The sequence below is a fragment of the Segatella salivae F0493 genome, from assembly GCF_000477535.1.
GTDB lineage: Bacteria > Bacteroidota > Bacteroidia > Bacteroidales > Bacteroidaceae > Prevotella > Prevotella salivae.
Genome location: NZ_AWGW01000032.1, coordinates 69,081 through 93,614 on the forward strand (window position 1 = coordinate 69,081; position 24,534 = coordinate 93,614).

Here is a 24,534-nt window from a genome sequence, read left to right on the forward strand (position 1 = left end):
AACTACATTGCTTTGAAATCGTCATTCAATAAATTTATAGTCGTAACAGCTATCGTTTTGGTGGCTGCAACAGCAGTAATCCCATCGTTTGCTAACCGCGAAAAGCAAGCAATTAAATCGATTCAATCGGATAAAACGACTTCATTGAGCTATGAAGACAGCGTGCGTTACAACACAATGTTCTTGGATGCGATACTTGCAGAGGCTGCCGGCAAGAATGATTCTGCCTATAGTTTATTGCAAAAATGCATCAAACTCAATCCTGATGCCGCTGAAGCCTATTATTATTTGGCATCATTTGAGTCGGAAAAGAAAAACGATTCGTTGGCCCTTTTCTATTTGATTAAGGCTCATGCGCTATCTCCTGACAATGAAGACTATCAGGAACAATTGGCTGAAAACTATATTAATGCACAGCAATATGCCAAGGCTATTGATGTATATGAAGCGTTAGTGAAGCGTCATGGCGACCGTTCGGATGTGCTTCAAGTGCTACTTCAGCTCTACAATCAGCAGAAAGACTACGATAATATGCTGCGTACGATTGAACGATTAGAGCAAAACGAGGGTAATAGTGAAGGCATAACATTGTCTAAAGTGCGTGTATATGAGCTCAAAGGTGACAAGAAACAAGCTTATAAAGCGCTACAAAACTTGTGCGAAACTTACCCTAACGACCCGAACTTTCGAGTCATGACAGGCAACTGGCTCATGCAGAATGACCGCAAGAAAGAAGCCTTTTCACTATACCAAGGGGTATTGAAAGAGGAGCCAAATAACGCCATGGCACTCGCTGCAATGTATGACTATTACGTGTCTGTAAATGATAGTTTGCAGGCAAAGACTATTATGAACCGCATCCTTTTGAGTGATAAGAGTGACTCAAAGACAAAGCAAAGCATGATAAGACAATTCATTCAGTCGAATGAACAAACGGGAGGTGACAGTCTGAAAGTGCTGAAAATGTTTGATGAAGTGCTGAAGGTTAGTCCCAAAGATGCAGCGATTGCCGAACTGAAAGCAGCCTATATGTCTTTAAAAAAGATGCCAACGGCACAAGTAGATAGTGCACTTGTTGAACTCTTAAGCATTGATCCAGACAACAAAGGGGCTCGAATTCAGTTGTTACAAGACGTGTGGTCATCGAAAGATTACACGCGAGTTATCCAACTAAGTAACATGGGATTGGCTTATGATCCGAATGAAATGAGCTACTATTATTTCATGAGTTTAGCTTATATTCAGCTTGAAAACACGAAGCAAGTTGTCGCGACTATACGCAAAGGAATGAGGCATGTGACCGACCAATCCAATAGGAATATGGTGGCAGAACTCTATGCAATCATGGGCGATTATCTACAGAAAGAGAATAAGTTTAAGGAGGCTTATGCTGCTTACGACAGCTGTTTGGCGTACAAAAGTGATAATATTTACTGCATGAACAACTATGCTTATTACCTTAGTATCAATGGAGATGACCTGCAAAAAGCCGAGCAAATGAGTTATAAAACGGTACAAGCTGAGCCGAAAAATGCCACATATCTCGACACGTATGCATGGATATTGTTCCTGCAAAAGCGCTATACTGAGGCCAAGATCTATATCGATTTAGCTATCAAAAACGATACAGATTCCATCCAGAATTCAGTCATTTGGGAACATGCAGGCGATGTATATGCGAAGTTAGGTGACATAAAAACAGCACTTGATTACTGGCATAAAGCACTCAAAATTGGAAGTGGAAACACGGCAATCCTTGAGAAAAAGATTCGTTTAAAGAAATATATCAAATAACAGATGAAAACAAAATTCAAATACAATAAACTTGTTTTATTGGCTTTACCAATGTTACTTGCGGCATGTGGAGCCAAGAAAAATCTTGTGAAAACAACGAATGCAACAACCACAACGACTGTAACGACGTCAAGAACAGGCACAAACACGGAAATGCAAAGGCTTGCTTTCTTACAGAAAGTGGCTGATAACTCTGTGTATGCAAAGAATATTGTGGGTGACATGAAGTTTAATTTGGTGATTGGAGACAAGAATATCACAGCGACAGGAGCACTTCGTATGCGCAAGAATGTGGTTATTCGGATTCAACTTTTCATTCCTTTGTTGGGCACAGAAGTAGGTAGATTGGAGTTCACTCCTAACTATGTACTTGTTATTGACCGTCTACATAAGGAATATGTCAAGGCAGATTACAACCAATTAGACTTCTTAAAGAACAACGGATTGAACTTCTATAGTCTGCAAGCGCTATTTTGGAATCAGCTGTTTCTACCGGGAACAGACCGTCTAAGCGAGGTTTCCTTGCACCAATTTGAAACCAATTTGCAGACCACCGGCACAACAACGCCTATCACACTGCATCAAGGCAACATGGATTTTGTGTGGAATGCCAACAAGCAGAGTGGCATTATAGACCAAACAAAGGTAGCATATAGAAGCCAACAACATGGTAATTCTACGCTCATTTGGGACTATTCAAACTTCATGAACGTAAGCGTTAAGCGGTTTCCTGCCAAACAAAGTTTCACGTTTACTACCACTGCAATGCGTCAAAAGAAGACGGTTCGTGTGACACTCGACATGGACGAGGTGACAACGAAAGACAACTGGGATGCCAACTCGACTGTATCGAGCAAATATAAAAGGATAGAAACCAACGATATCTTGGGCAAAATTATGACGTTTTAAATGAAAAAGATTGTATTCATCCTATTGATTGGTCTGCTGACATGTAATGTGTCGGCACAGAAAAAGACTGCCGTAAAGCAACGTCCCACGCAGGAACAGAAAGCAAAACCTTCAAAAAAAACAGCAAAAACGAAAGTAAAGACCACTAAAAACGCTGTTGTTTATACCAACGCCTCTATCCGAGGACTGCAAGGACAACGCTCTCTCATCCAGAAAAAGATAAAGGAACAAGAGCAGGCTTTACGCAAAAATCAAGCTGATGTGAAAGAAAGACTCAACACTTTGCTTACACTTAACTCGCAGATTGATGAGCGACAGAAGAACATTAACGGTATAGAAAGCGACATAAACCATATCAATGGGAACATCAATATCCTCAAAGCACAACTCCAAACGCTTGAACAGCAACTGCAAGATCGCAGGACTAAGTATATAAAGTCTATGCGTTATCTCGCTCATAACAGGACCGTTCAAGACAAGTTGATGTTTATCTTCTCGGCGAAAACCTTCACTCAGATGTACCGCCGCTTGCGTTTTGTGCGCGAATATGCCGACTTTCAGAAGGCACAAGGGCAGATGGTGCAGCTGAAACAGGCTCAAGTGGATGGCAAACACAAGCAACTTCAGCAGGTGAAGGGACAGAAAAGTAATCTTCTTTACAAAGGAAAGAAAGAGAAAGAAGCACTTGAAGGTCAGCAGGATGAACAGAAAAAGGTGGTTGCTTCATTGCAAAATCAACAGAAAACGATACAGAAAATCATCACCGAACAACGTCAAAAGGATGCTGCTCTCAATGCACAGATTGACCGATTAGTGGCACAAGAGGTGGCGAAAGCACGTGCACGTGCTGCAGAAGAAGCTAAGCGTCAGGCCGCCGCTAAAGCCGCCGCACAACGCCGGGCAGCTGAGTTGGCCAAGAGAAAAGCTGCTGCAGAGGCCGCAGCAAGAGAGAATGAACGACGCATTGCGGAGGCAAAAGAGCGGGAAGCACGCTTGAAAGCTGAAGCCGAAGCGGCTGCAAGAGCGGCTGAAGCGGCTCGACAGGCACAGCAAGTTGCCGATGAAGCCAAGAAGAAAGCTGCCGCAGAGGCTGCTGCAAGGGCTGCAACGGAGAAGAAAGAACGTGCAGAACAGGCTGCAAGAGAGGCGGAAGCACAGCGTCAAGCTGCTGAAAGAAAGGCAAAGGTTGAGGCTGATCGACAAAAGAAGGAACTCGCGGAGGTGAAGAAACAGGCGGATGACGCCGAACACTTATCTACCGTTGACCGCATGATTAGTGGTGGTTTTGAGGCTAACCGCGGTCGGTTGCCGATGCCAATCTCTGGAAGTTATAAGGTAGTTAGCCACTTCGGACAATATAATGTGACGGGATTGAACGGCGTGACCCTTGACAATAAGGGTATAAACATAAAGGGAAATCCGGGTTGTGTGGCTCGTTCCATCTATGATGGAGAGGTTAGTGCCGTCTTCGGTTATGCCGGAAGTATGGTTGTTATGGTGCGACATGGCGCCTTCATCTCGGTATATTGCAACCTGCGGTCAGTCAGTGTGAGTCGCGGACAAAAGGTAAGTACCCGACAAACACTTGGTGTTGTTGGCTCAGATAACATCCTTCAATTCCAGCTTCGCAAGGAAACCGCAAAGTTAAATCCTGAAGCATGGTTAGGAAGATAAAAGCACTTGCTGCCCCCTTTCACTAAGGGTGGCAGCTTGTTTGCTACACACGACTTTTTAAACTGAATGGAATGACACGATAAAACCATAGGAAATATGAGATAAAGTGCCTCAAATCATCGACTAATATGCCTGAAATCATTTTGCCAGTAAACCTAAGACCTCGCACCATATCCATTGAGCGATTTTGTCGTTCCTCATACATCATAGTCTAAGCCCCCATAAAAGCATCTGCCAAAACAAACCTATATGTCGAAAACCTATCTCATATCATTAACTCTTCTGCTCTCTATCATTGGATGTTTACGAGCAAAAGCCGATATCTTTCCAGGAAAATTATGGCCCGACAACCGTGGTATTCACATCAATGCACATGGTGGTGGTGTCATGAAATATCAGAAAACATACTATTGGTTCGGTGAACATAAGGCCGATTCGACTAATTCTGCAAGGGTGGGGGTTACTTGTTATCGCTCGAAAGACCTTAACTCATGGACTTATTGCGGTGTGGCGTTGGCCGTATCTGACGAAAAAGGCAGTGACATTGAGCGTGGTTGCATCATCGAACGACCAAAAGTGATCTATAATGCCAAGTCAAAACAATTTGTCATGTGGTTTCATTTGGAACGCAAAGGACATGGCTATGCGGCAGCACGCTATGGAGTTGCTGTGAGCAAACGGCCCGAAGGACCTTACACTTTCCTCTATTCTTCGCGTTCGTGTCCCGGCATTCGCCCTGTGAATCTCCCCGAATCACTCGATTGTACGACCTATAGCGCGGGCCTAAAAATGGCTTGGTGGACTCCCGAATGGCGCGAACTCATTGGTAAAGGACTTTTTGTTGACCGCGATTTAGCCCATGGTCAGATGGCAAGAGACCAGACCTTGTTTGTAGATGACAATCAAAAGGCCTATCACATCTATGCTTCGGAAGACAACCTTACGATTCAAATTGCAGAACTTACTGACGATTATCTTCATCACACGGGCCGCTACTGGCGCGTTGATCCGGGTGGACAGAACGAAGCACCTGCCTTATTTAAGCACGAAGATACATACTGGTTGATCACCAGCGGATGTACAGGTTGGGCGCCAAATAAGGCGCGTATGTTCTTCGCGCATAGCATAGAAGGACCTTGGACACAAGTAAGTAGTCCATGTCGGGGGCCGAAAGCTAACATCACCTTTGGCGGTCAAGGAACTTATGTCATCTCATTGGGCACACGAAAGAAGCCCCGTTATGTCTTCATGGCAGACGTTTGGCGACCTAATCACCCGAGTGATGGCCGATATATTTGGCTGCCAATAACGTTTGAAAAGCAACAACCTGTTATCCATTGGATAGAGCGTTGGACGCTAAAACCATAGCCTTTGATGCTTAAACGACTTCAAATCATCAAACATGATAACACTAAAAAAGATACTACTAACCCTTGTTTGTCTGACGAGTTCTATGATTCATGCGCAGACAATGCTGCCAACGGGCACGTCAAACTATTGGAAAGACGCTGTTCCTGAGGTCATGCGGCAAAGCTATATCGCCTATGCCAATGAATATTTGGGTAGGCCTTGGGCCTCAATTCCTGACTCTGTTTTCGGTGAATTTAGGCATAAGGGAAACCGAACACACTATGAACAACTTTGTTTTCAAAAGCGAACACAGCTCGCAGCAATAGCAATGGGTGAGATTATTGAAGGCAAAGGGCGCTTTATTCCCGATTTAATTGCAGGCTTGAATAACCTTCTTGGTGAACCATGGTGGGGCATTCCGGCACATTATGGGCCTGATTATCCAAAGGAAAGTGACCAGACTGTTGACCTCTTTAATGCCGAAACAGCAGGGTTAGTTGCGTGGATTCGTTACATGTTGGCAGACAGATTAGGAGACGAAATGCAGCAAAGGATTGATAAAGAAATCGACAAACGACTGCTTAATCCCGCACTAAACACAAACTATTGGTGGAAACATAGTCGCATGAACTGGACGCCTTGGATTTGTTCTAACTGGCTAACTGCAGTGTTGATAAGTGAGAAAGACGAGACAAAGAAACGTGAAGCCATCCGACAAATTAAGGCAGCTTTGCAGACGTTTATAGATGGATATCCGAATGATGGAGGTTGTGATGAAGGCACTTTCTATTGGGATCGTGCCGCAGGTTCACTCTTTGATTGCATCGAATTGATGGAAAGTTTCGGACTAACTACTAAGGAGTTTGCCTCTAATTTGAAAGTAAAGGCGATGGCATCCTACATATATAAGATGTATATAGGCAATGGTTTCTGCGTGAACTTTGCCGATGCTCACGACAATCATGCAGTCGTTCAACTCAACGTTCTCTATCCTTTTGCTTTGTGGACTGACGACATAACTATGCGCCGTTACGCTGCATGGATAGCGCAACAACAAGGCTTTTTCCGACAGCCGGCAAAGCTTTTTGCAGGTAGTGGCAACTTTCCTACACTCGGACGTGAGTTATTTCTGCTCACAAAACTGCGTCAACTGCAAAGTGAAAAGCCGTGTGAACCCAAGCTCGAAAGCGTCTGGTTACCTAATCTTCAGATAATGACGGCGCGGCGAAAGCTTAAGAATCATAAGACGTTTTATGTCGCAATGAAGGGTGGAACAAATGGAGAGAGCCATAATCATAACGACATTGGATCGTTTATTGTCTATGCCAATGCAAGACCATTACTTATTGATCCTGGGGTGGGTGAATACACTTCAGCCACCTTTTCTGCTAAGCGTTACGAGATATGGACAATGCAATCAGCCTATCATAACCTACCACAAATAAATGGTTTTGACCAACATGAGGGTGCTAACTACCATGCAACTAAGGTGCAATATGAGCCATTTTCGCTTGCAATGGATATTGCTTCAGCCTACCCAAAAGAGGCAGAAGTGAAGACGTGGAAGCGTAGTTTGTCTTTAAAAAGAGGCGATTCCATCGAGATAAATGAGCATTATCAGCTTGACAAATGGATGCAACCACAACGCATTATGCTTTTAACACCAGTGCAACCTGTCATGATTCGACGTGGTGTTTTGCAGCTTGGAGAAAACCAACTCCTTTATCCTCATCAACAAGTTACCATCAAAATAGAAGACATTAGCAGTAAGATGGACTCTCTTTTACACAAGGTTTGGGGAGACAATCTCTATCGTATTGTGATGACAATCGATTCAAAACAACTGATAAATAACATTAAATATACCTTGAAATGAAACAGAGATTAATCGTTCTTCTCATGCTTTTCGCATGCATAGAAGGCTTTGCAAAGAATCCAAAACCATGTGACCGCGACTACTGGGTAGGCCAAGCTTACAAGATGGCTCGACCCGTTTTAGAGAATATGGCCTATGGAAAGTTGCAACAAAACATGTTGACTGAGTTCAGTCCCAGCTTCGATAATCGAAACCGAAAGGTAGTATTCATGGAGACTTTTGGGCGACTTATGGCCGGAATTGCACCCTGGTTAGCACTGCCAGATGATGGTTCTGACGAGGCCAAACAACGCAAACAGCTTCGTGATTGGGCTTTAGCAAGCTACCGAAATGCCGTTGATCCATCTTCTCCCGACTATCTATGTTGGGGCGTTTCTGACCAGAATCTCGTTGACGCGGCATACATTGCAGAGAGTTTTCTGCGTGCCTATGACACACTATGGCAGCCACTTGACAGTCTAACTAAACGTCGATACTTCCAGGAATTTCAAAGACTTCGTCGCATAGATCCACCCTATACGAACTGGCTTCTCTTTGCTTCTACCATAGAAAGCTTCCTTGCAAAGGCGGGTGGAGGATGTGATAACTTCCGCGTAAATATGGCATGTCGCAAGGTAGAAGAATGGTATGTTGGAGATGGTTGGTATGCAGATGGCCCAGTCTTTGCCTTTGATTACTATAGTAGTTACGTGTTTCATGCGATGTATCTTGAGACACTTCAGGCTATGATTGATGCCAAAGTAAATACCAGAATAGACTATAACAAGTACTTCGATCGTGCCTTAAAGCGAGCTCAGAAGTATGCCATTATCTTAGAAAGATTTATCTCTCCAGAAGGTACTTTCCCTGTAATTGGACGCTCAACTCCCTATCGTCTTGCTGCCATGCAACCCTTAGCACTCTTAGCTTGGTATCAAAAGATGCCGAAAGAACTCTCCAATGGTCAGGTCAGAGCGGCCTTAACACAAGTGATGCACCGCATGTTTGACCATCAAAATAACTATAATCAGAAAGGATTTCTTACGATAGGATTCTGTGGTTCGCAACCCGAGACAGCCGATTGGTATACAAACAATGGCTCACTCTACATGACTTCGCTCTCCTTTATGCCTTTAGGTCTCCCGGCTAATCATCCGTTTTGGACAGACGCTCCACAGCCTTGGACACAAGTAAAGGCTTGGAATGGGAAACCTTTCCCAAAAGATCATCGTTGGGGTGATAATATTCAAACGCGTGATAAGTGGTAAAACATAGATAAAAAAACGATGAAATCGATAAAAATAACATCTTTATTATTCTTGCTTTTTAGTCTATGCACGACCCAAGCAAAGGATATTTATGTCACAATTACCAACCCCTTGGCTCATGAACGGCATCAATTGGTGGACCTATCTGCCGACACTATTAGAGCTAAAATGAATGTCAAAGCGACGTCACCCCTACGGGTTCTCAATGCAGCCGGACTTGAACAACCTTGTCAACTCACGTATGATGGCAAGTTAATCTTTGAGGTAAATATCCCTCCTTCAGGGCAAATGACCTATGTAATAGAATCAAAACAGCCTACAACTACACGCACTTGGGTTTATGGAAAGCAATATAAAATTAGAAAAGATGACATCGCTTGGGAGAATGATCGATGTGGATTCCGTGTCTATGGACCGGCACTTCAGAAAACGGGTGAACGCTCTTTTGGGATTGATGTATGGACAAAGAATACACCAGATCTTGTACTTCAGCGCCGCTATACAGACGATTATCAAGGCAATCTAAAAGAGGACTCACTCCAAAAAGCCGGAAAACGCGATGAAGCAGCAGTCATTGATCGGCATACTTCCTTTCATCTTGACCACGGAACAGGCATGGATGCTTATGGCGTTGGACCCACTTTAGGCTGTGGAACGCCTGCAATCATGAGGCATGATAAACTTATTTTTCCTTATTGTTACCATGATTTTAAGATATTGGATAACGGGCCTTTACGATTTACTTTGCTATTAAACTTTGCGCCAAATGCCGATGGTGTGATTGAACATCGCTTGATTTCCCTTGATAAAGCAACACATTTCAATCGCATGACGGTATGGTATGACCAGCTCAATACACCTGAAACTTTAGCCACAGGTCTTGTACTTCGTGGAGAGAATAAACTCAAAATAGACAAAGATTTCATTGCCTATGCCGACCCAACTGACAATCAAAAGGCTTGGGGCTCAACTATCTTTGTGGGCTTGTTATACCCTAATGGTGTCGATGAAACCGGTAAATTTGAAACCATCAACCATGCTCTTGGCTTAAAAAAGAACTATCATGGTGAGCCCTTTACCTATTATTTTGGTTCTGCTTGGAGTGCTTATGACATGCCAACGTTTGCACATTGGACGCTCGAATGCCAAGAATCGCTCGCCAATCTCAAACATCCACTAATCCTAACGATACGATAAAACATGAAAAAATCTATTATTTTATTTGCAATTTTGCTGGCGGTTGTACCCCTGAAAGCCAAGCAAATGACAGCTGAGAACGTTCTCGAAATCATCCAACGCGTAAATAACAACTGGCAGAAACGACATAAACCTGAGACGCGAGCCTTTTGGGATGATGCTGCATATCATACCGGAAATATGGAAGTTGTGAAGCTAATCCCACAACAAGATTATATCGATTATTCGATGAAATGGGCCAATTTTAATCATTGGGAGGGTGCAACAGAGAAAGATCCAAGGCTTTGGAAGTACAAACTTTACGGTGAAGATCAGTATCATGTACTATTTGGTGACTGGCAGATTTGTTTCCAAACATACATTGATCTCTATCATATTGCACCATCAGAACACATGATTTCACGCGCTAAAGAAGTGATGAATTACATGGCAAACTCAAAGGAAAACGATTATTGGTGGTGGGCTGATGCACTCTATATGGTTATGCCTGTGATGACAAAGATGTATCGTTTAACGGGTGAAACGAAATATCTCGATAAGCTTTATGACTGCATTGGCTATGCCGATAGCATTATGTTAGACCCTGAAACGGGCCTATATTTCCGCGATGCAAAGTATGTTTACCCTAAACATAAGACGCTACGTGGGCGCAAAGACTTTTGGGCTCGCGGTGACGGATGGGTCTTGGCAGGCCTCGCAAAGGTGCTACAGGATATGCCAAAAGACTATCGTCACTACGCCTTTTTCGTCGAAAAGTATCGCCGTTTGGCTCAAGCGGTCTCTAAACTCCAGCAACATGAGGGCTATTGGACACGTTCGATGATGGATCCAAGACAGGCACCTGGTCCCGAAACGAGTGGCACTGCTTTCTTTACTTATGGTCTACTTTGGGGCGTAAATAATGGAGTTTTGCCGATGAAATCGTATAAAAAGACTATTCAACGCGCTTGGAACTACCTCAGTACAAAGGCACTTCAGCCCGATGGTCATGTGGGATATGTTCAGCCTATCGGTGAAAAGGCCATTCCTGGGCAAATGGTTAATGCTGCCTCTGAAGCCAACTTTGGCGTTGGTGCCTTTCTGCTTGCTGCATGTGAATATTATAGATGGTTGAAGAATCAGAACGAAACAGCGCACCAGTAAAGGCAAAGAATTAATCATTGGAGCCTATAATGTTCGATGAAATGGGGGAGAAGAAGCCTCAACTCCAGCCCTCTTCAGCCTCACCCCCGGCCCCTCTCCGAAGAGAGAGGGGAGTAGTTATCCTTAGAAATAAAATTAGTTGTTTTGTTGGTAATTGGAGATATCAATACGGATGATATTGAAAGGCAAAATGATTTGACCCAAATGGTCGTGTAATTAGACTCATTTCACACGATGAAATAGTACAGATTATGGTGTAAAATGACATTGTTTATAATGCAATTATAGTTCAATGTCTACATCGTTGACTCATACAAGGCTGAAAAATTTGCACATGTCTGTTGTGTACTTTCGTTTAACAATGTATAGTTTAATAGAAATATCAATTATACTGCTCTATTATACTTATTTTTTATAATGTATCATGCCCTTATTATTTTCTTTTTCCTATGGGTAAGCTTGACTTTCTTATATTTAGTTTCCCATCTAACACAATAGTTTCTGTTGGAGTTGTTAATCCTCTTATCTGTTGAAGAAGATGTTGTGCTGCAAGTTTACCCATATCAAGCGTGGGTTGTGCTACGCTAGTGAGTTCCATAATTCTACCAATGGGTGACTCTGAGAAACCAGCTATTGCCATATCTTGTGGAATACGCAATCCTCGCTTACGTAATTCAAGCATACACCCAATAGCGATAGAATCATTTATAGCAAATATGGCTTTTGGACGTTTTTTGAGACTAAGAAGATAGTCTACCCCTACTTTTGCATGTTCCTGCTGCACTCCAACGTACATAATATATTTTTCTTGAATGGGGATATTGTGTGCAGATAAAGCATCTATATAACCTTGTAATCGCTCTTTTGTTACAGAAAGATTTTGGCAGCCCCCTAGATGTGCAATATTCCGGTATCCACAACGTATCATGTGATCAACAATTTTGAAAGCCCATTTACGATCATCAATAACAATTTGAGTTGCCTGTAGCTTTGGAGGCACACGATTAACAAATACTATAGGTGTTCCGTCAGTGATGATACGATTATAAAGATCTATATTTTGGGCGTCTTTGGTTACCGATACTATAAGACCTTCAACCATACTTGATTCTAACATTTCGATATTTTGACGCTCTATAACTCCTGATTCACTTGACTGACATATTAATACTTGATAACCTTCTGCATTCAGAACCTCTTGAATTCCAATAATAATTTCAGAAAAGAAAAAAGTAGTGAATTCTGGAACTACAACTCCAATCATGTTTGTACGCCGCCTCAATAAATTTCTAGCATTAATATTAGGCTTATAATTTAATTCCTTAGCCTTGCTTAATACAAGTCTGCGCATTTCCTCACTTATCTCATGACTATTATTTAATGAACGTGAAACTGTAGCAGCAGAAACTCTTAAAGCTCTAGCTATGTCTTTAATGGTAGTTTTAGATGATTTCATTCTTATGTGGCAATATTAGTGTGTTGTAAATCCTTGATATAAGACTATATCTTATTCAATTAATAATGCAAAGATAATAGATATTTTTAAATACGCTCTCTTTTATTACGAAAAGTACAAATTCTCTTTTAACATTTTGCATAGTCATAAAACCAAGTAGCTAATCCAAAATTATATATCAATGACAATTTTGTAAAAAATCATGCATTCAAATAAGTTAAGCCTATATCATAATTTTATTCTAATATAAAATATATTGAGACCTCTGCAAAACCACGCTTCACCCACTCCTTCCTACCAACAAAAGCATAAAAGCGGAGCATAAGTTGAGAAATGGTCCGTAGCGTCTTATTTCATCCCATATTTCCCTTATTTGAGAGGATTGGACATAATTATTCCTGGGCTCAATAAAGATTGTATGTCATGGCCTCTATCATGTGCTGCACATGTATCTTTGCCACTTTCTACTCCTCCAAGGAGCCATCTGTGTATGGAGCTGAATGTACGCTCAACACTATACCTGACCTTGCAGATGGCAACATTGATACGCTGTTCCCTTTCCGTGATCTTACGGCCACTGGTACTCTTTGTGCATGATGCGGCTTCTAAGTTTCATCCTGACCAGCGTCTCCCTGTTCTCCACCGAGTCATAGCCATTGTCGGCATAGACAGGCGTACCTTGTAGGAGGTTGGTTTTCTCCAGCGATGTCTCGAGATGTTTGATGTCGCTCTTATTGGCAGCCGTTGTCTCCTCGGCCAGAACCAGACCATTCTCGTCAGTTGCCGTATGGCGCTTGTAGCCGAAGTGGAGCTTTCCCATCTTCTTGCCCCACCAGGCCTCTCCGTCCACATTGGGCATGACAATTTCCTTGAACATGGCTTCTTCCGAGGCCCCCTCATCTTTCTCGTGACGATCCTCCATCACCTCATACTCCTTCCGGCCACGGGGACGGCGGGGAGTATCCGTGATACTTGTGCCAACGATGGCACCGCACTTGACGATAACACCTTTCACTTCAAGCTGGTGGTTGATTTCATTCAGGACCATGTCGTACAGGTCGGCCTCTACCAATGTGTTTCGGAAACGTCAGATGGTTGCGCTGTTGGGAGCAGTATCTTCTATGCCCAAATCGACGAAGCGACTGAAGGAGAGATGGTCGTTCACCTGGTTCTAAACCTCACCATCACTCAGCCCATACTATGTATGCAGAAGTTAGGTCTTGAATAGTAGCTGGCTGTCATAACTCGGACGGCCTGTTGATTTATAGCCCTTAGTATAGGCGATTTCTATGATACCCCGGAGTGGATTCTATTTGATAATCTGGTCTATCTGAGAGAAGATGGTATACTTAGCCTTGCGATGGCCGAGGAACATGTCGGCAAAATTGGGAGAGGAGGGCTTCTGTTTCATACCATAAGGGTACCAATTATGGCTGATATGGGAAAACTTTTAGGAGAATAGTTTTGCAGAGGTCTCATATTTCATAGCAAAGACAAATGTCTGCTGAATAATTTTGTAAAGCTATTAAAAATATCTTACGATTTGCCTCATTGTATTATGTAAAGTAAAATAGTTTATATAGTAAAATGAATGAGATTTTGAGTTCATTCGATACTAATTATAAATTGAGAATAAACTCCGAGCCTTTTCCTACATATGTATGAAAGTCAAGATAGGTAGAACTATTTACATTCTGAATTTATCATGAACTGGCGTATTGTAAAAACTATTTTTATTTCTGTTTATAGACTAATCTATCTGCAAACGTTTGCGTAAATATTCGTTTTTTGCGTTTTATATGTCATTTATTCATTATATCTTTGTCGCATATTATAACTACATATATTACACACACCTTTACAATAATCTTTATAACAATGAATCCTATCGATACAATAATGATGATCTTATTAACCATTGGCGTGCTTTCAGCTGGTATGGCATTTTCTAAACAAGGCAAGAACATAACCTCCTTCTTCGCTGCAGGCGGCGCTGTTCCTTGGCAAACCAGCGGTCTTTCGCTCTTCATGAGTTTCTTCTCGGCCGGCACTTTTGTCGTTTGGGGTTCTGTGGCCTACCTGCATGGCTGGGTAGCTATAAGCATACAATGGACAATGGCCTTGGCCGGGCTGCTCGTGGGCACATGGATTGCCCCACGATGGCACCGCACAGGCTCGCTCACCGTGGCCGAATACATCGACAAACGTCTAGGCGTACATATCCAAAAGACCTATACCTTCCTATTTCTCTTCATCTCACTCTTTCTCACGGCATCCTTCCTCTATCCCGTTGCCAAGATTGTGGAGGTTTCCACAGCACTAAACCTCAACCTCTGCATCATTCTCTTGGGAGTATTCTGCATACTCTATGTGTCGGCAGGCGGACTTTGGGCCGTTGTTTCCACTGATGTATTGCAGTTCTTCATCCTTATGGCAGCCATCATTATTGTGGTTCCGCTGTCGCTCGAACGCATTGATGGCCTCAATGCACTCCTATCACAACTGCCAAGCAGATACTTTCAGCTCACGGTCAACGAGTATCCCCTACTTTTCATCCTCGCATTCGGACTTTATAACGCCATCTTCCTTGGCGGAAACTGGGCCTACGTGCAACGCTTCACTTGCGTTCGCACCACTACCGATGCCAAGCGTGTGGGTTGGTTTTTCGCTGCTTTGTACTTTGTTAGCCCCATATTGTGGATGCTTCCACCAATGGTTTACTACCTGCTTAATCCCTCTTTGAGCGTGATGGAGAGCGAAGGCGCTTATCTGATGATGTGCAAAGAAGTGCTGCCAAAAGGCATATTAGGCTTGATGATAGGCGGAATGATATTCGCCACCACCAGTGCGATGAACTCGAAACTCAACATTGCATCGGGCGTAGTGACCAACGACCTTTACAAACGCCTTTATCCGCATAGCTCGCAACGGCGGCTTATGCTTGTGGCGCGTCTTTCCACAGTGGCTTTTGGCGTTATAAGCATACTCATAGCGCTGCTTATACAGCACATGGGTGGGGTTGTGAATGTTGTTATCAGCCTAGCAGCCCTCACAGGTGTTCCTCTCTACCTGCCCGTTATCTGGACTTTATTCTCGCGCCGGCAAACCGGCTCAACGGTATTGGCCACCACCATCACCACATTAATGGTGAATGTGGTGTTCAAGTTCGCAGTGCCAGTCCTAACAGGCTTTACGTTTAGTCACACGGGCGAAATGGTTTTCGGCTGCGCCTTGCCCATCATCATGCTCGCAGCCTTCGAGATTTATTTTATACTGACCGGTAAAACCAGTAACCGCTATGCCGAATATGCCGCATGGGAACAAGCCAACAACGCCAAGCGCAACGCCCTAACGGCACAAGCACAAGCCGAAGCCAAAAGCGAAAACACATACAGTAAGCGCATCATAGGCCTGGGAATATCCTTCATCGGCCTTGCCATCGCCCTGCTAGGACTGCTCTCCGAGGGGCATACCATGCTGGTTACAGGCACTGGGGCTTGCTTTATGCTCATTGGAGTGGCCTTAACATGGAGCATTAAAAAAACAATGAAAACAAGAACTAGCAATGATTGAAGAACTATTTGAAAACAATAAACGCACACAACGCGTTCAACACATCGACACCGACCTGCTTGTGGCAGGCGGAGGCATGGCTGGCGTATGCGCTGCCATAGCTGCCGCCCGACAAGGCCTTCGCGTTGCGCTGGTGCAAGACCGACCCGTGCTGGGCGGAAACGCATCAAGCGAAGTGCGGCTATGGGTGCTGGGCGCAACGTCACACATGGGCAACAACAACCGCTGGGCAAGAGGAGGCGGCCTGCTAAACGAATTACTGGTTGAAAACACCTACCGCAACAAGGAAGGAAACCCCGTTATCTTCGACACTGTATTACTAGACAAGGTGCTGGCTGAAAAGAACATATCGTTGTTTCTCAACACCGTGGTCTACGACATTGAGAAAAAAGGTTCGCGCAATATTGCCAGTGTAACGGCTTATAACCCACAGAACGAAACCCGCTACCACTTTAACGCAAAGCTGTTTTGTGATGCAACGGGCGACGGACTGTTGGCCTACATGGCTGGAGCCCAGTATCGGCAAGGGGCAGAAGATGCCGAAGAGTTTGGCGAAAAGTTCGCCCCCAACAAAGAAACATACGGTGAAAAGCTGGGCCACACCATCTTCTTCTACATCAAAGATGCAGGAAAGCCCGTGCAATATGTGCCCCCACATTTTGCACTTAGCATCAACGAAGTGGAAAGTAGCATCAACAAGATACACAATCCCGAGTATTTCTCAACCAAAGAAGCAGGCTGCAAATACTGGTGGATTGAGTACGGAGGCCGACTAGACACCATCAAAGACACAGAAGAAGTGAAATATCGGCTGCTCAGTGTGGTGTACGGCATTTGGAATTACATTAAAAACTCCGGCCGTTTTCCCGAGTCGCGCAACCTCACCTTAGAGTGGGCAGGTGCCATTCCGGGCAAACGAGAGAGCAGAAGGTTCGTGGGTTATTACATGCTTACCCAACAAGACATCATCGAACAGCGCATGCAGCCCGATGCAGTTGCCTTTGGCGGATGGTCGCTCGACCTGCATCCGGCCGACGGCGTGTTTAGCAAAGAGAAGAATGCCTGCACACAATGGCATGCCAAAGGCATCTACCCCATTCCCTACCGCTGCTACATCACGCCGCATTTAGACAACCTTTTTCTGGCCGGGCGTATCATTAGCGCCACCCATGTGGCCTTCGCCTCAACGCGAGTGATGGCCACTTGCGCCGCTGGTGGCGAAGCAGTGGGAACAGCCGCGGCATATTGCATACACCACAATTGCACACCAGACGAACTGATGGACGAGCAACACATGGCCAAATTGCAAACCTTGCTCACGCGCAATGGCGTTTACCTGCCGCAAACCGATGTGCAGATAGCCAACAACGCCCTGCAAACAGCCACCATCAAAGCATCGTCTACATTGGTTTTAGACCAACTGCCACCCAGTGGCGAGTGGAAAACGCTGGTACATTCGGCAGCACAGATGCTCCCGATAAGCAAAGGCGCAATGCCCAATATCAGCCTTTGGCTCCGAGCCAGCCAAGAAACAAGCCTGCAAGTGGAGCTACGCATTAGCAGCAAGCCCTTTAATCACACCCCCGACCAAACGTTAGAAACCTTTGAGCTGCCATTGCATGCGGGCGAACAAGAGGTTACATTAGCCTTTAAATGCCGCATCCCAACAGACTGCTACGCCTTTGTGTGCTTCATGAAGAACGAACACGTGGCACTGCAAGCATGCAACAGCATCATTAGCGGCGTAATGGCAACCTTCAACAAGTGCCTTCCGGCTGTGTCCAACTGGGGCAAACAAGAACCGCCTGCCCACATCGGCGTAGAGAGTTTTGAGTTTTGGTGTCCAGAAAGGCGCGAAAAGGCCTACAACATCGCCATGAAAATAACGCCCGGTTTGCGTTGTTTCGCTCCCGAAAACTTGCTCGCACCGCCCTATCGGCCCGTAAACAAGCCCAATGCATGGGTTGCGACCTTACACGACAAGCAACCCACGCTAACTTTTACGTGGGAAAACGAACAGCAGATAAAGGGCATTAAGCTGTTTACCGACGTGGATTACGACCATCCGATGGAAACCGTTCAATGGGGACACGCCGACAACCGCATGCCTCAATGTGTAGACGGCATCGAGATTATTGCCTCGCCCAACACGCATGTCACCATTACCAATAACTATCAGGCCACGGTAGATGTGCCGTTCGAGGGGCAAGGCATCACCACCAACCGTTTGGAAATACGCCTATCTAACGCTTCGCCCAATGCGGCTGTGGCCTTGATGGGCATTCAATTCATATAATCATGACGCAAAGAAGCATTACCCTCGCCCTAGGCCTGTTGCTTTCTGCATGCGCTTTGCCCCATGCACGCACGCCAAAGCAAATTGTTTATCGCCCAACCGACAACACATTGGTTGTGCCTACCACGTACGGCCAGGTGCGCTTGCCCCTTAGCGGGCAGCACCTGTTCGTTGCCGACACGGATTTTAAGCCGCAAGTAATCGACACTTTCAAAACCACGCACAACATACACTTCATCGAAGACAACTTCATATACCCACGACGGGCATGGCTAAACAACATCACCAACGTGTCGCTGCTCACGGCTGGCACGCACGTTAAGCTGCAAACATATCATGTTCTGTCGCGCCAACCGCTCACATTAAAGGCCGAAAGCCAGTGGGCCGATGTGTATCTGCGTTTCTCGGTAAACGGAAACACCCTCTTCGTAAACCAAACCCTCGTGCCAAAACAAGATGGCTGCTACTCGTTGTCCACCCCAAGCCTACCCATCGCCAAGCCCCAAACGAGGTTTAAGGCCGTAATACCCGGTTACGTGCATGCCGAATGGGTAAACCCCGACTTCGTTTCGGCTTACGTTTACGAACACGGAATACCCAACAAACCCGTTGTATACCAAGACAAGTGTGCCACAACGCCCGTGTCTATCATGCAAACGCAGGGTTTAACCATCGGCATAGCACCCGAAAGGCAGTTCCCACGCAAGCCTTACCTCAACGGAGAGAACACGCATGCCCAATGGAACGTGGGCTATGGTGCTATGGATGCCGAGGGAAAGCTTAGTCCCCAGTTATATTATCCTGTGCTAGGAACGCCCAAAGCAACATTAAAGAAAGGGCAAAAGTTGCATTTTGCCTATCGCATCATCCTCTCTAAAAACAATTGGTACGACGTTTATAAGCAGGTTATTTATGGAATGTACAGCTTTGACGACATGCGAAAGGCCACCAACGAACAACCGCTAACAACCCGCATAAACAAAATTTACCACTATATGCGTACCCAATCGGCACAGCTTTTCCGCAAGGCAGAGTGCGAAGGCGTGCCTATCTGTGCGCAAGATTATCGTGGAGGCGTGCATGGCGCAAACAACGATGCCATGAAAAACGCCGACTATGGGGCCATGTGGATGACGGTGCGCATGGCCAACGACACGGCCTTGGCCAACAACCTGCTACCCTACGTGCGCAATTTCAAACTAAAACAACAGTTTGCCATAGGCAAATACGCCGGTGCACCGCAAGGGCAATACTTTTTGTGGAAGAGCAAACGTTGGGTGGAAGAATGGGGCGAGCACATCGAACCAATCGCCATTACCTATTATTCGCTCATTGATGTGGCTAACATGCTGCTGTTCGAGCCCAACGACACCGCCCTGCAAGCAAGTCTGCGCACATCTGCCAACCTATTGCTGACTATGCAAAGGCAAGACGGCAGCTGGCCTTTGGGCGTAAGCCTAAAAGACGAAACCGACATCTTGCCCGACCTTAAAGACCTTCGTCCCACGTTTTACGGCATGTATGTGGCTTATAAAATGCTGGGCGACGACAAGTACTTGCAAGCCGCCATGCGGGGTGCCAACTGGTTTATAGCGTATGCCGTGCGCCCAACCGCCTTGGTTGGCGTATGCGGCGACACGCGCTTTGCACCCGATTTTGCCACGGCCATGTCGGTTCAGGCACTGCTCGACATGCACCAACTAACGGGCGATGTGCGCTATAAAGATGCTGCTCTTGACATGGCACGCTATTTCACCACCTATATATACACCCATCCGGCCGACGTAACTCCGCTTAAAGACAAGACAGGACACAGCCTCAACCCCCTACAATACACCCAAGCAGGACTAGCTTGCGAACATATCGGTGTCATAGGTTCGGCCAATCCGCAAGGTCCAATCCTCCTTTCAAGCTTCGCTGGCATGTTCGTTAGGCTTTATCAGCAAACGGGCGACTTGCTTTTTCTCGACATGGCGCGCGCCGCAGCCAATGGCCGCGACCGCTTTGTTGAACCCGAATCGGGCATTGCAGCCTACTATTGGGCACATTTCAACAAGGTAGCCTTACCCTATCCGCAACACGCATGGTGGCAATTGGGCTGGCTAACCGACTATCTTGTGGCCGAAGCCGAGTTGCGCAGCAAAGGGCGCATATCCTTTCCGCGAGGTTTCGTAACACCAAAAGTTGGGCCACACAAGGTTCTGGGTTTCTCTGCTGGCACTATCGACGGCGAAAACGTTGAACTAACCATTGGCAACAACAGCCTTTCGTGCCACAACCCCAACCTCGAATTGCTTGTTGCACGTTCCACAAAAGGCAGTCATGGCTATGCCATCGTTATGAACAGCACCAACCGCCCCACACAAATGCGCCTAACTAACACCAGCGGACAGTGCCTGAAAGCGAGTCTGGTGCCACCCTTTGGTATCGAAATTGTGAAAGTAAAAAACATATAGCCCAAACAAAATGGCTTTGAAATTACAGTAAAAAACGTTAGGTTTACATCGCAATTGCCTTTAAGTGCCTTACGGCTGCACGCACATGCCCCACTACAAGGGACTTTGTACAGACAGGTTGCTTACAACTTGCTGGCAAATGAACACCTAACAACCAGGTCTGTTTAAACAAAAATAAGTTGTGTTATGGCAAAAACCGTAGCTTTATTGTTGACTTTGTGGTTGGCCTTGCCGCTAAACGGGCAAACCTATATGCTGGAAGCAGAACGCTTTCAGTATGTGGGCGGCTGGAAAGTAGAGAAAGATGTCGAAGCTTTCAATAAGGCCGTGCTCATGGTTACGGCGGCCGGTAGCGGTGCTGCACATGCCACAACGGTGTTGGACGTGCCTCAAAGCGGACGTTATGTGTTTTGGAGTCGCACGAAAGACTTTCAAACCAAGGCTCCACGTACCCGCATTTCACGCCTAATGCTAGACACCATGCAACTTGCCCTGCAAGGAAGGCACGGCAGGGAGGGCTATCACTGGGAACAGCTTGGCACCATTGAACTGTGCAAAGGACTGCATGTGCTGCGGGCTTGCGATGTGGCTGCCAACTATGCGCGTGTTGATGCCGTGCTGTTTACACGCGACGAAGGCCTCGACCCCAACCAAATGACCTACAAACAGCTTACGAAATACGAGATACGACCCATCCCCACGCCCCTGGAAAAGCCGTCAACAACAATGGCACAAAACGCTCTTGCCTTGCTCAACACAAGTTCGCCTGTGGTTGATGAAATCTCAAACGGCCTGTTAAGGCTCCGTATTCATACGGCAAACAACCAATTGGTGCAACACATATCGGTACACACAAAGGAGCAATGGCGCAGCTGGGACAGCCCCCAACCTCACAACCGCTTGTACATCATTAAGTCGGCACGGCCCCAATTGGGCTATAACTCCATCTTTCCACTATGGTCAGGCGGGCAAGCGCCTTTGCTTCGCGTGGGCAATAACACCTATCCCGTATTTGAGCAAGCCCACTTGCAAAACCCCTTTCTGGCAGGTAAGGTTTGTCCAATGCACATATTCCGCCACGAAAAGGCTGGCCAAAACACACTACGCGTATGGTATGTGTCGACCGATAACGACACAATAGCCTCCACATGGACTTTACATGCCAACAGCCACGTGTTGGACGTGCAGTTAGAATATGTTGCACGCACGCCACAATATTACAGTTTAGCTTTTGAAGCCTTTCAGCCACAGGCAGAAAATGCAGTGACGAATGTTCTGCTTTCGCCCCTTTACCAGTTCAAACGTCTGCCAGCCACCCCCAATCTTTTGCCTATAACCCTCACGCCACAGCCCGTTAGCATCATCGAGACAGGCAACCTAAGCTGTTTCTTGGCACCCAACCCCCACCATCTGAAACGCAATTGGGGCATATACGACATGGGCTTATCGCTTAAAAACGCAGCCAACCAGGTGCAACCCGTGGCCTTTTCACCCATATTGGGCGAAAAAGACTCGTACAAAAAGAGAGGCGAAAAGCTTACAGTCCGTTTCAAACTGGGACTATTGCCTCTGCAATGGCACAACACCCTGCAATACCTGTCGGACAGTGTGTTTGCTGTTCGCGATTACAGAGTACAAACAACACCGCTCACCGATGCCGTTTTCCACACCATCAACCTAATAAAGAACGATGAGGCAGCAGGCTGGGATGCCGCCATGAGGGGGTTTCTAGACATCGAAAGCAACCCAAACGTAGGCACGGCAGTGGTTCAGGCCGCACCTTTGGCACTGGTTTCGGCTGCAGTCATTACCCACGATGAACAGCTATACACAACACGTGCCCTACCCGCCATAGAGTACATGCTCTCGCGAAAGGGGTTCAGATGGGGCTACCCGCAGGCAAACGACCCGCAAACACAAACCCCAACAAACACGTTCTCGCCATTTGGGTCGCAATACAACACGGCTCACTTCGAGGCACTACACCGACTTTTGGGCCATAACAACCCGTGGCTGGCCGACATTGCCATGCCCGAAGGCAAACCCAGATACAGCAAAGGCTACGGCGTAGACCAGACTTGGGCAGACGACTTGGCCGCCTTTCGGCTCACAAAAGCAGACAAATGGCTGGTGAAAGCCACTATCGGGGCCAACCACGAGCTGCATACGGCACTATACAACAACCCCTCGAAGCCCATTTTGCCGTGGATGTTCTACCATGCGCAGGCTTATCCGCAGTGGTTCGACCTGCTCGACCTCTATGATGTATGCAAAGACAAGGCCTTACTTGCAGCCTCTGCCTACGCCGCGCACTTCACTATCGCGGGCATCCGCACTTATCCCCCTGTCGGCAACGACACCATCCTCATCCACCAAGGAGGCAAATATGTGGGCAATGCCAATGTGTTTTGGAAGAAAGACAAGCCTTATAAGCTGGGTTATCCGCGGAAAACGGGCGATGTAAGCGAGAAAAAGGTGGCCCAACACACGCTTTCTCCCGTAGGACTGGGGTTTGAACAGCCCATGACCTTCTTCAACCGCGAGGGCAACATCAACCATACCTTCATGTCAACATGGGCACCTTCGCTCTTGCGGCTTAGCGGTTTGTGTGGCAATAGCCTGTTCGAGACCTATGCGCGCAACGCCGTTATTGGGCGTTTCGCCTCTTATCCGGGTTATTATGCCGCCGGCTACACCGACCTCCCGCTGGATTCGGTTTATCCTTACAAAGGTCCCGACGTCACATCTCTCTACTATCACCACATCCCCTCGCACCTCAGTTTCGTGCTAGATTACCTACTTACCGAAGCGACACAACGTTCCAAGGGGGCCATCGGCTTTCCTTATGGCAAGCAAGAAGGTTTCGTATGGTTCAACAACAGGGTGTATGGCGGCGAGAAAGGCTACATACTGCACGACCACGATGCACAACTTTATATGCAACAAGACATGTTAAGGCTATCGTCCACCCACGTAAACTGGCTCTCGGCAGTGTCTGCCAACAACCTTTGGCTCATTCTGATGAACGAGAAAGATAGCACCCTTAACGTAAGCTTGCGCTTAAACACGCCGCTGGTATCGCCTAACGGCATGGCTACCGAACACCATTTTGTGCAAACCAACTCGGTTGTGAGCGAAGAACGTAGCCTGAACCAAAACGCACTTACCACCACTATTGCGCCCAAGGACATAACGTTCGTGTCGTTTCCCTTGGCTAAATCGCTGCCAACTTACCCCTTTTCGCCCATTAGCAATGGGTTTAAGATGGTGCAACTAGACTCAAGCCACAGGCTATACCTCTTCCGCATACGGTCGCCTTTTGGCTGGGATTCGCTCTATGGATACATAGACACCCCCTTAACAAAGGGTTACTCGGCCAATTTAACCTGCCAAGCAGGTAGCGCGAAGCCACAGATAGAAGAGCGTATGGCCTTTCCCTACGAATGGAGCATAACCCACTTGCCCGCAACCATGGCCCTAAACATAACGATGAAGATTAGCAACGAGCACAAGACTATCATCACTAAGCTGATAACAATGTAATTACCTAAGTAACAATCTAT

General features: G+C 46.1%; 13 protein-coding genes and 1 pseudogene. 12 read left to right on the forward strand and 2 right to left on the reverse strand.

Translation table 11 applies throughout. From position 1 onward, the window contains the following. Positions 1 to 12: 12 nt before the first annotated feature. The 8 genes from HMPREF9145_RS12050 to HMPREF9145_RS12085 all read left to right on the forward strand — a co-directional run bounded on the left by HMPREF9145_RS12050 (position 13) and on the right by HMPREF9145_RS12085 (position 11,190). Entirely contained in the window at positions 13 to 1,794 is a 1,782-nt protein-coding gene (locus tag HMPREF9145_RS12050; protein ID WP_021826738.1) for a tetratricopeptide repeat protein, read from the forward strand. 3 nt (positions 1,795 to 1,797) lie between these two features. After that, positions 1,798 to 2,703 (forward strand): DUF4292 domain-containing protein, encoded by a 906-nt coding sequence (locus HMPREF9145_RS12055; RefSeq protein ID WP_021826686.1) that lies wholly within the window; start codon positions 1,798 to 1,800, stop codon positions 2,701 to 2,703. After that, a complete protein-coding gene (locus tag HMPREF9145_RS12060; RefSeq protein WP_021826731.1) occupies positions 2,704 to 4,377 on the forward strand; it encodes a murein hydrolase activator EnvC family protein in 1,674 nt (557 codons plus the stop codon). It begins immediately after the preceding gene. A 249-nt stretch (positions 4,378 to 4,626) separates the two neighbouring features. Continuing rightward, positions 4,627 to 5,745, forward strand: coding sequence for a glycoside hydrolase family 43 protein (locus HMPREF9145_RS12065; RefSeq protein WP_021826627.1), 1,119 nt, complete (start codon positions 4,627 to 4,629; stop codon positions 5,743 to 5,745). A 34-nt stretch (positions 5,746 to 5,779) separates the two neighbouring features. Beyond that, positions 5,780 to 7,603: a heparinase II/III domain-containing protein gene (locus HMPREF9145_RS12070; RefSeq protein WP_021826638.1), complete on the forward strand. Its 1,824-nt coding sequence runs from the start codon at positions 5,780 to 5,782 to the stop codon at positions 7,601 to 7,603. Further along, entirely contained in the window at positions 7,600 to 8,850 is a 1,251-nt protein-coding gene (locus tag HMPREF9145_RS12075) for a DUF2264 domain-containing protein (RefSeq protein ID WP_036907728.1), read from the forward strand. Before HMPREF9145_RS12070 ends, HMPREF9145_RS12075 begins: the two co-directional genes overlap by 4 nt. 18 nt (positions 8,851 to 8,868) lie before the next feature. After that, positions 8,869 to 10,047, forward strand: a complete 1,179-nt coding sequence (locus tag HMPREF9145_RS12080) for a DUF4861 family protein (RefSeq protein ID WP_021826717.1) — start codon at positions 8,869 to 8,871, stop codon at positions 10,045 to 10,047. Between the two features lie 3 nt (positions 10,048 to 10,050). Then, positions 10,051 to 11,190, forward strand: a complete 1,140-nt coding sequence (locus HMPREF9145_RS12085; protein WP_036907731.1) for a glycoside hydrolase family 88/105 protein — start codon at positions 10,051 to 10,053, stop codon at positions 11,188 to 11,190. Between the two features lie 433 nt (positions 11,191 to 11,623). Here the strand turns inward: HMPREF9145_RS12085 and HMPREF9145_RS12090 are convergent, their stop codons facing one another. Then, positions 11,624 to 12,646, reverse strand: coding sequence for a LacI family DNA-binding transcriptional regulator (locus HMPREF9145_RS12090; RefSeq protein WP_021826649.1), 1,023 nt, complete (start codon positions 12,644 to 12,646; stop codon positions 11,624 to 11,626). 369 nt (positions 12,647 to 13,015) lie between these two features. Continuing rightward, positions 13,016 to 14,057: pseudogene (locus HMPREF9145_RS12095) on the reverse strand (IS5 family transposase). Between the two features lie 467 nt (positions 14,058 to 14,524). Here HMPREF9145_RS12095 and HMPREF9145_RS12100 point away from each other — a divergent pair. The 4 genes from HMPREF9145_RS12100 to HMPREF9145_RS12115 all read left to right on the forward strand — a co-directional run bounded on the left by HMPREF9145_RS12100 (position 14,525) and on the right by HMPREF9145_RS12115 (position 24,514). Next, entirely contained in the window at positions 14,525 to 16,219 is a 1,695-nt protein-coding gene (locus tag HMPREF9145_RS12100) for a sodium:solute symporter family protein (protein ID WP_036907736.1), read from the forward strand. After that, the gene (locus HMPREF9145_RS12105; RefSeq protein WP_021826634.1) at positions 16,212 to 18,515 is read left to right on the forward strand and encodes an FAD-dependent oxidoreductase; all 2,304 of its coding nucleotides are present in this window, start codon (positions 16,212 to 16,214) and stop codon (positions 18,513 to 18,515) included. The genes HMPREF9145_RS12100 and HMPREF9145_RS12105 overlap by 8 nt, the downstream gene beginning before the upstream one ends. A gap of 2 nt (positions 18,516 to 18,517) precedes the next feature. Continuing rightward, the gene (locus HMPREF9145_RS12110; RefSeq protein ID WP_021826630.1) at positions 18,518 to 20,971 is read left to right on the forward strand and encodes a glycoside hydrolase family protein; all 2,454 of its coding nucleotides are present in this window, start codon (positions 18,518 to 18,520) and stop codon (positions 20,969 to 20,971) included. A gap of 186 nt (positions 20,972 to 21,157) precedes the next feature. Next, complete coding sequence (locus HMPREF9145_RS12115) at positions 21,158 to 24,514, forward strand: hypothetical protein (RefSeq protein WP_021826674.1); 3,357 nt, start codon at positions 21,158 to 21,160, stop codon at positions 24,512 to 24,514. Positions 24,515 to 24,534: the final 20 nt, after the last annotated feature.

Bases quoted from the DNA above. Each gene is read 5' to 3' on its own strand.
- HMPREF9145_RS12055 (WP_021826686.1), top strand. From the start codon at position 1,798: ATGAAAACAAAATTCAAATACAATAAACTTGTTTTATTGGCTTTACCA.
- HMPREF9145_RS12060 (WP_021826731.1), top strand. From the start codon at position 2,704: ATGAAAAAGATTGTATTCATCCTATTGATTGGTCTGCTGACATGTAAT.
- HMPREF9145_RS12065 (WP_021826627.1), top strand. From the start codon at position 4,627: ATGTCGAAAACCTATCTCATATCATTAACTCTTCTGCTCTCTATCATT.
- HMPREF9145_RS12070 (WP_021826638.1), top strand. From the start codon at position 5,780: ATGATAACACTAAAAAAGATACTACTAACCCTTGTTTGTCTGACGAGT.
- HMPREF9145_RS12075 (WP_036907728.1), top strand. From the start codon at position 7,600: ATGAAACAGAGATTAATCGTTCTTCTCATGCTTTTCGCATGCATAGAA.
- HMPREF9145_RS12080 (WP_021826717.1), top strand. From the start codon at position 8,869: ATGAAATCGATAAAAATAACATCTTTATTATTCTTGCTTTTTAGTCTA.
- HMPREF9145_RS12085 (WP_036907731.1), top strand. From the start codon at position 10,051: ATGAAAAAATCTATTATTTTATTTGCAATTTTGCTGGCGGTTGTACCC.
- HMPREF9145_RS12090 (WP_021826649.1), bottom strand. From the start codon at position 12,646: ATGAAATCATCTAAAACTACCATTAAAGACATAGCTAGAGCTTTAAGA.
- HMPREF9145_RS12100 (WP_036907736.1), top strand. From the start codon at position 14,525: ATGAATCCTATCGATACAATAATGATGATCTTATTAACCATTGGCGTG.
- HMPREF9145_RS12105 (WP_021826634.1), top strand. From the start codon at position 16,212: ATGATTGAAGAACTATTTGAAAACAATAAACGCACACAACGCGTTCAA.
- HMPREF9145_RS12110 (WP_021826630.1), top strand. From the start codon at position 18,518: ATGACGCAAAGAAGCATTACCCTCGCCCTAGGCCTGTTGCTTTCTGCA.
- HMPREF9145_RS12115 (WP_021826674.1), top strand. From the start codon at position 21,158: ATGGCAAAAACCGTAGCTTTATTGTTGACTTTGTGGTTGGCCTTGCCG.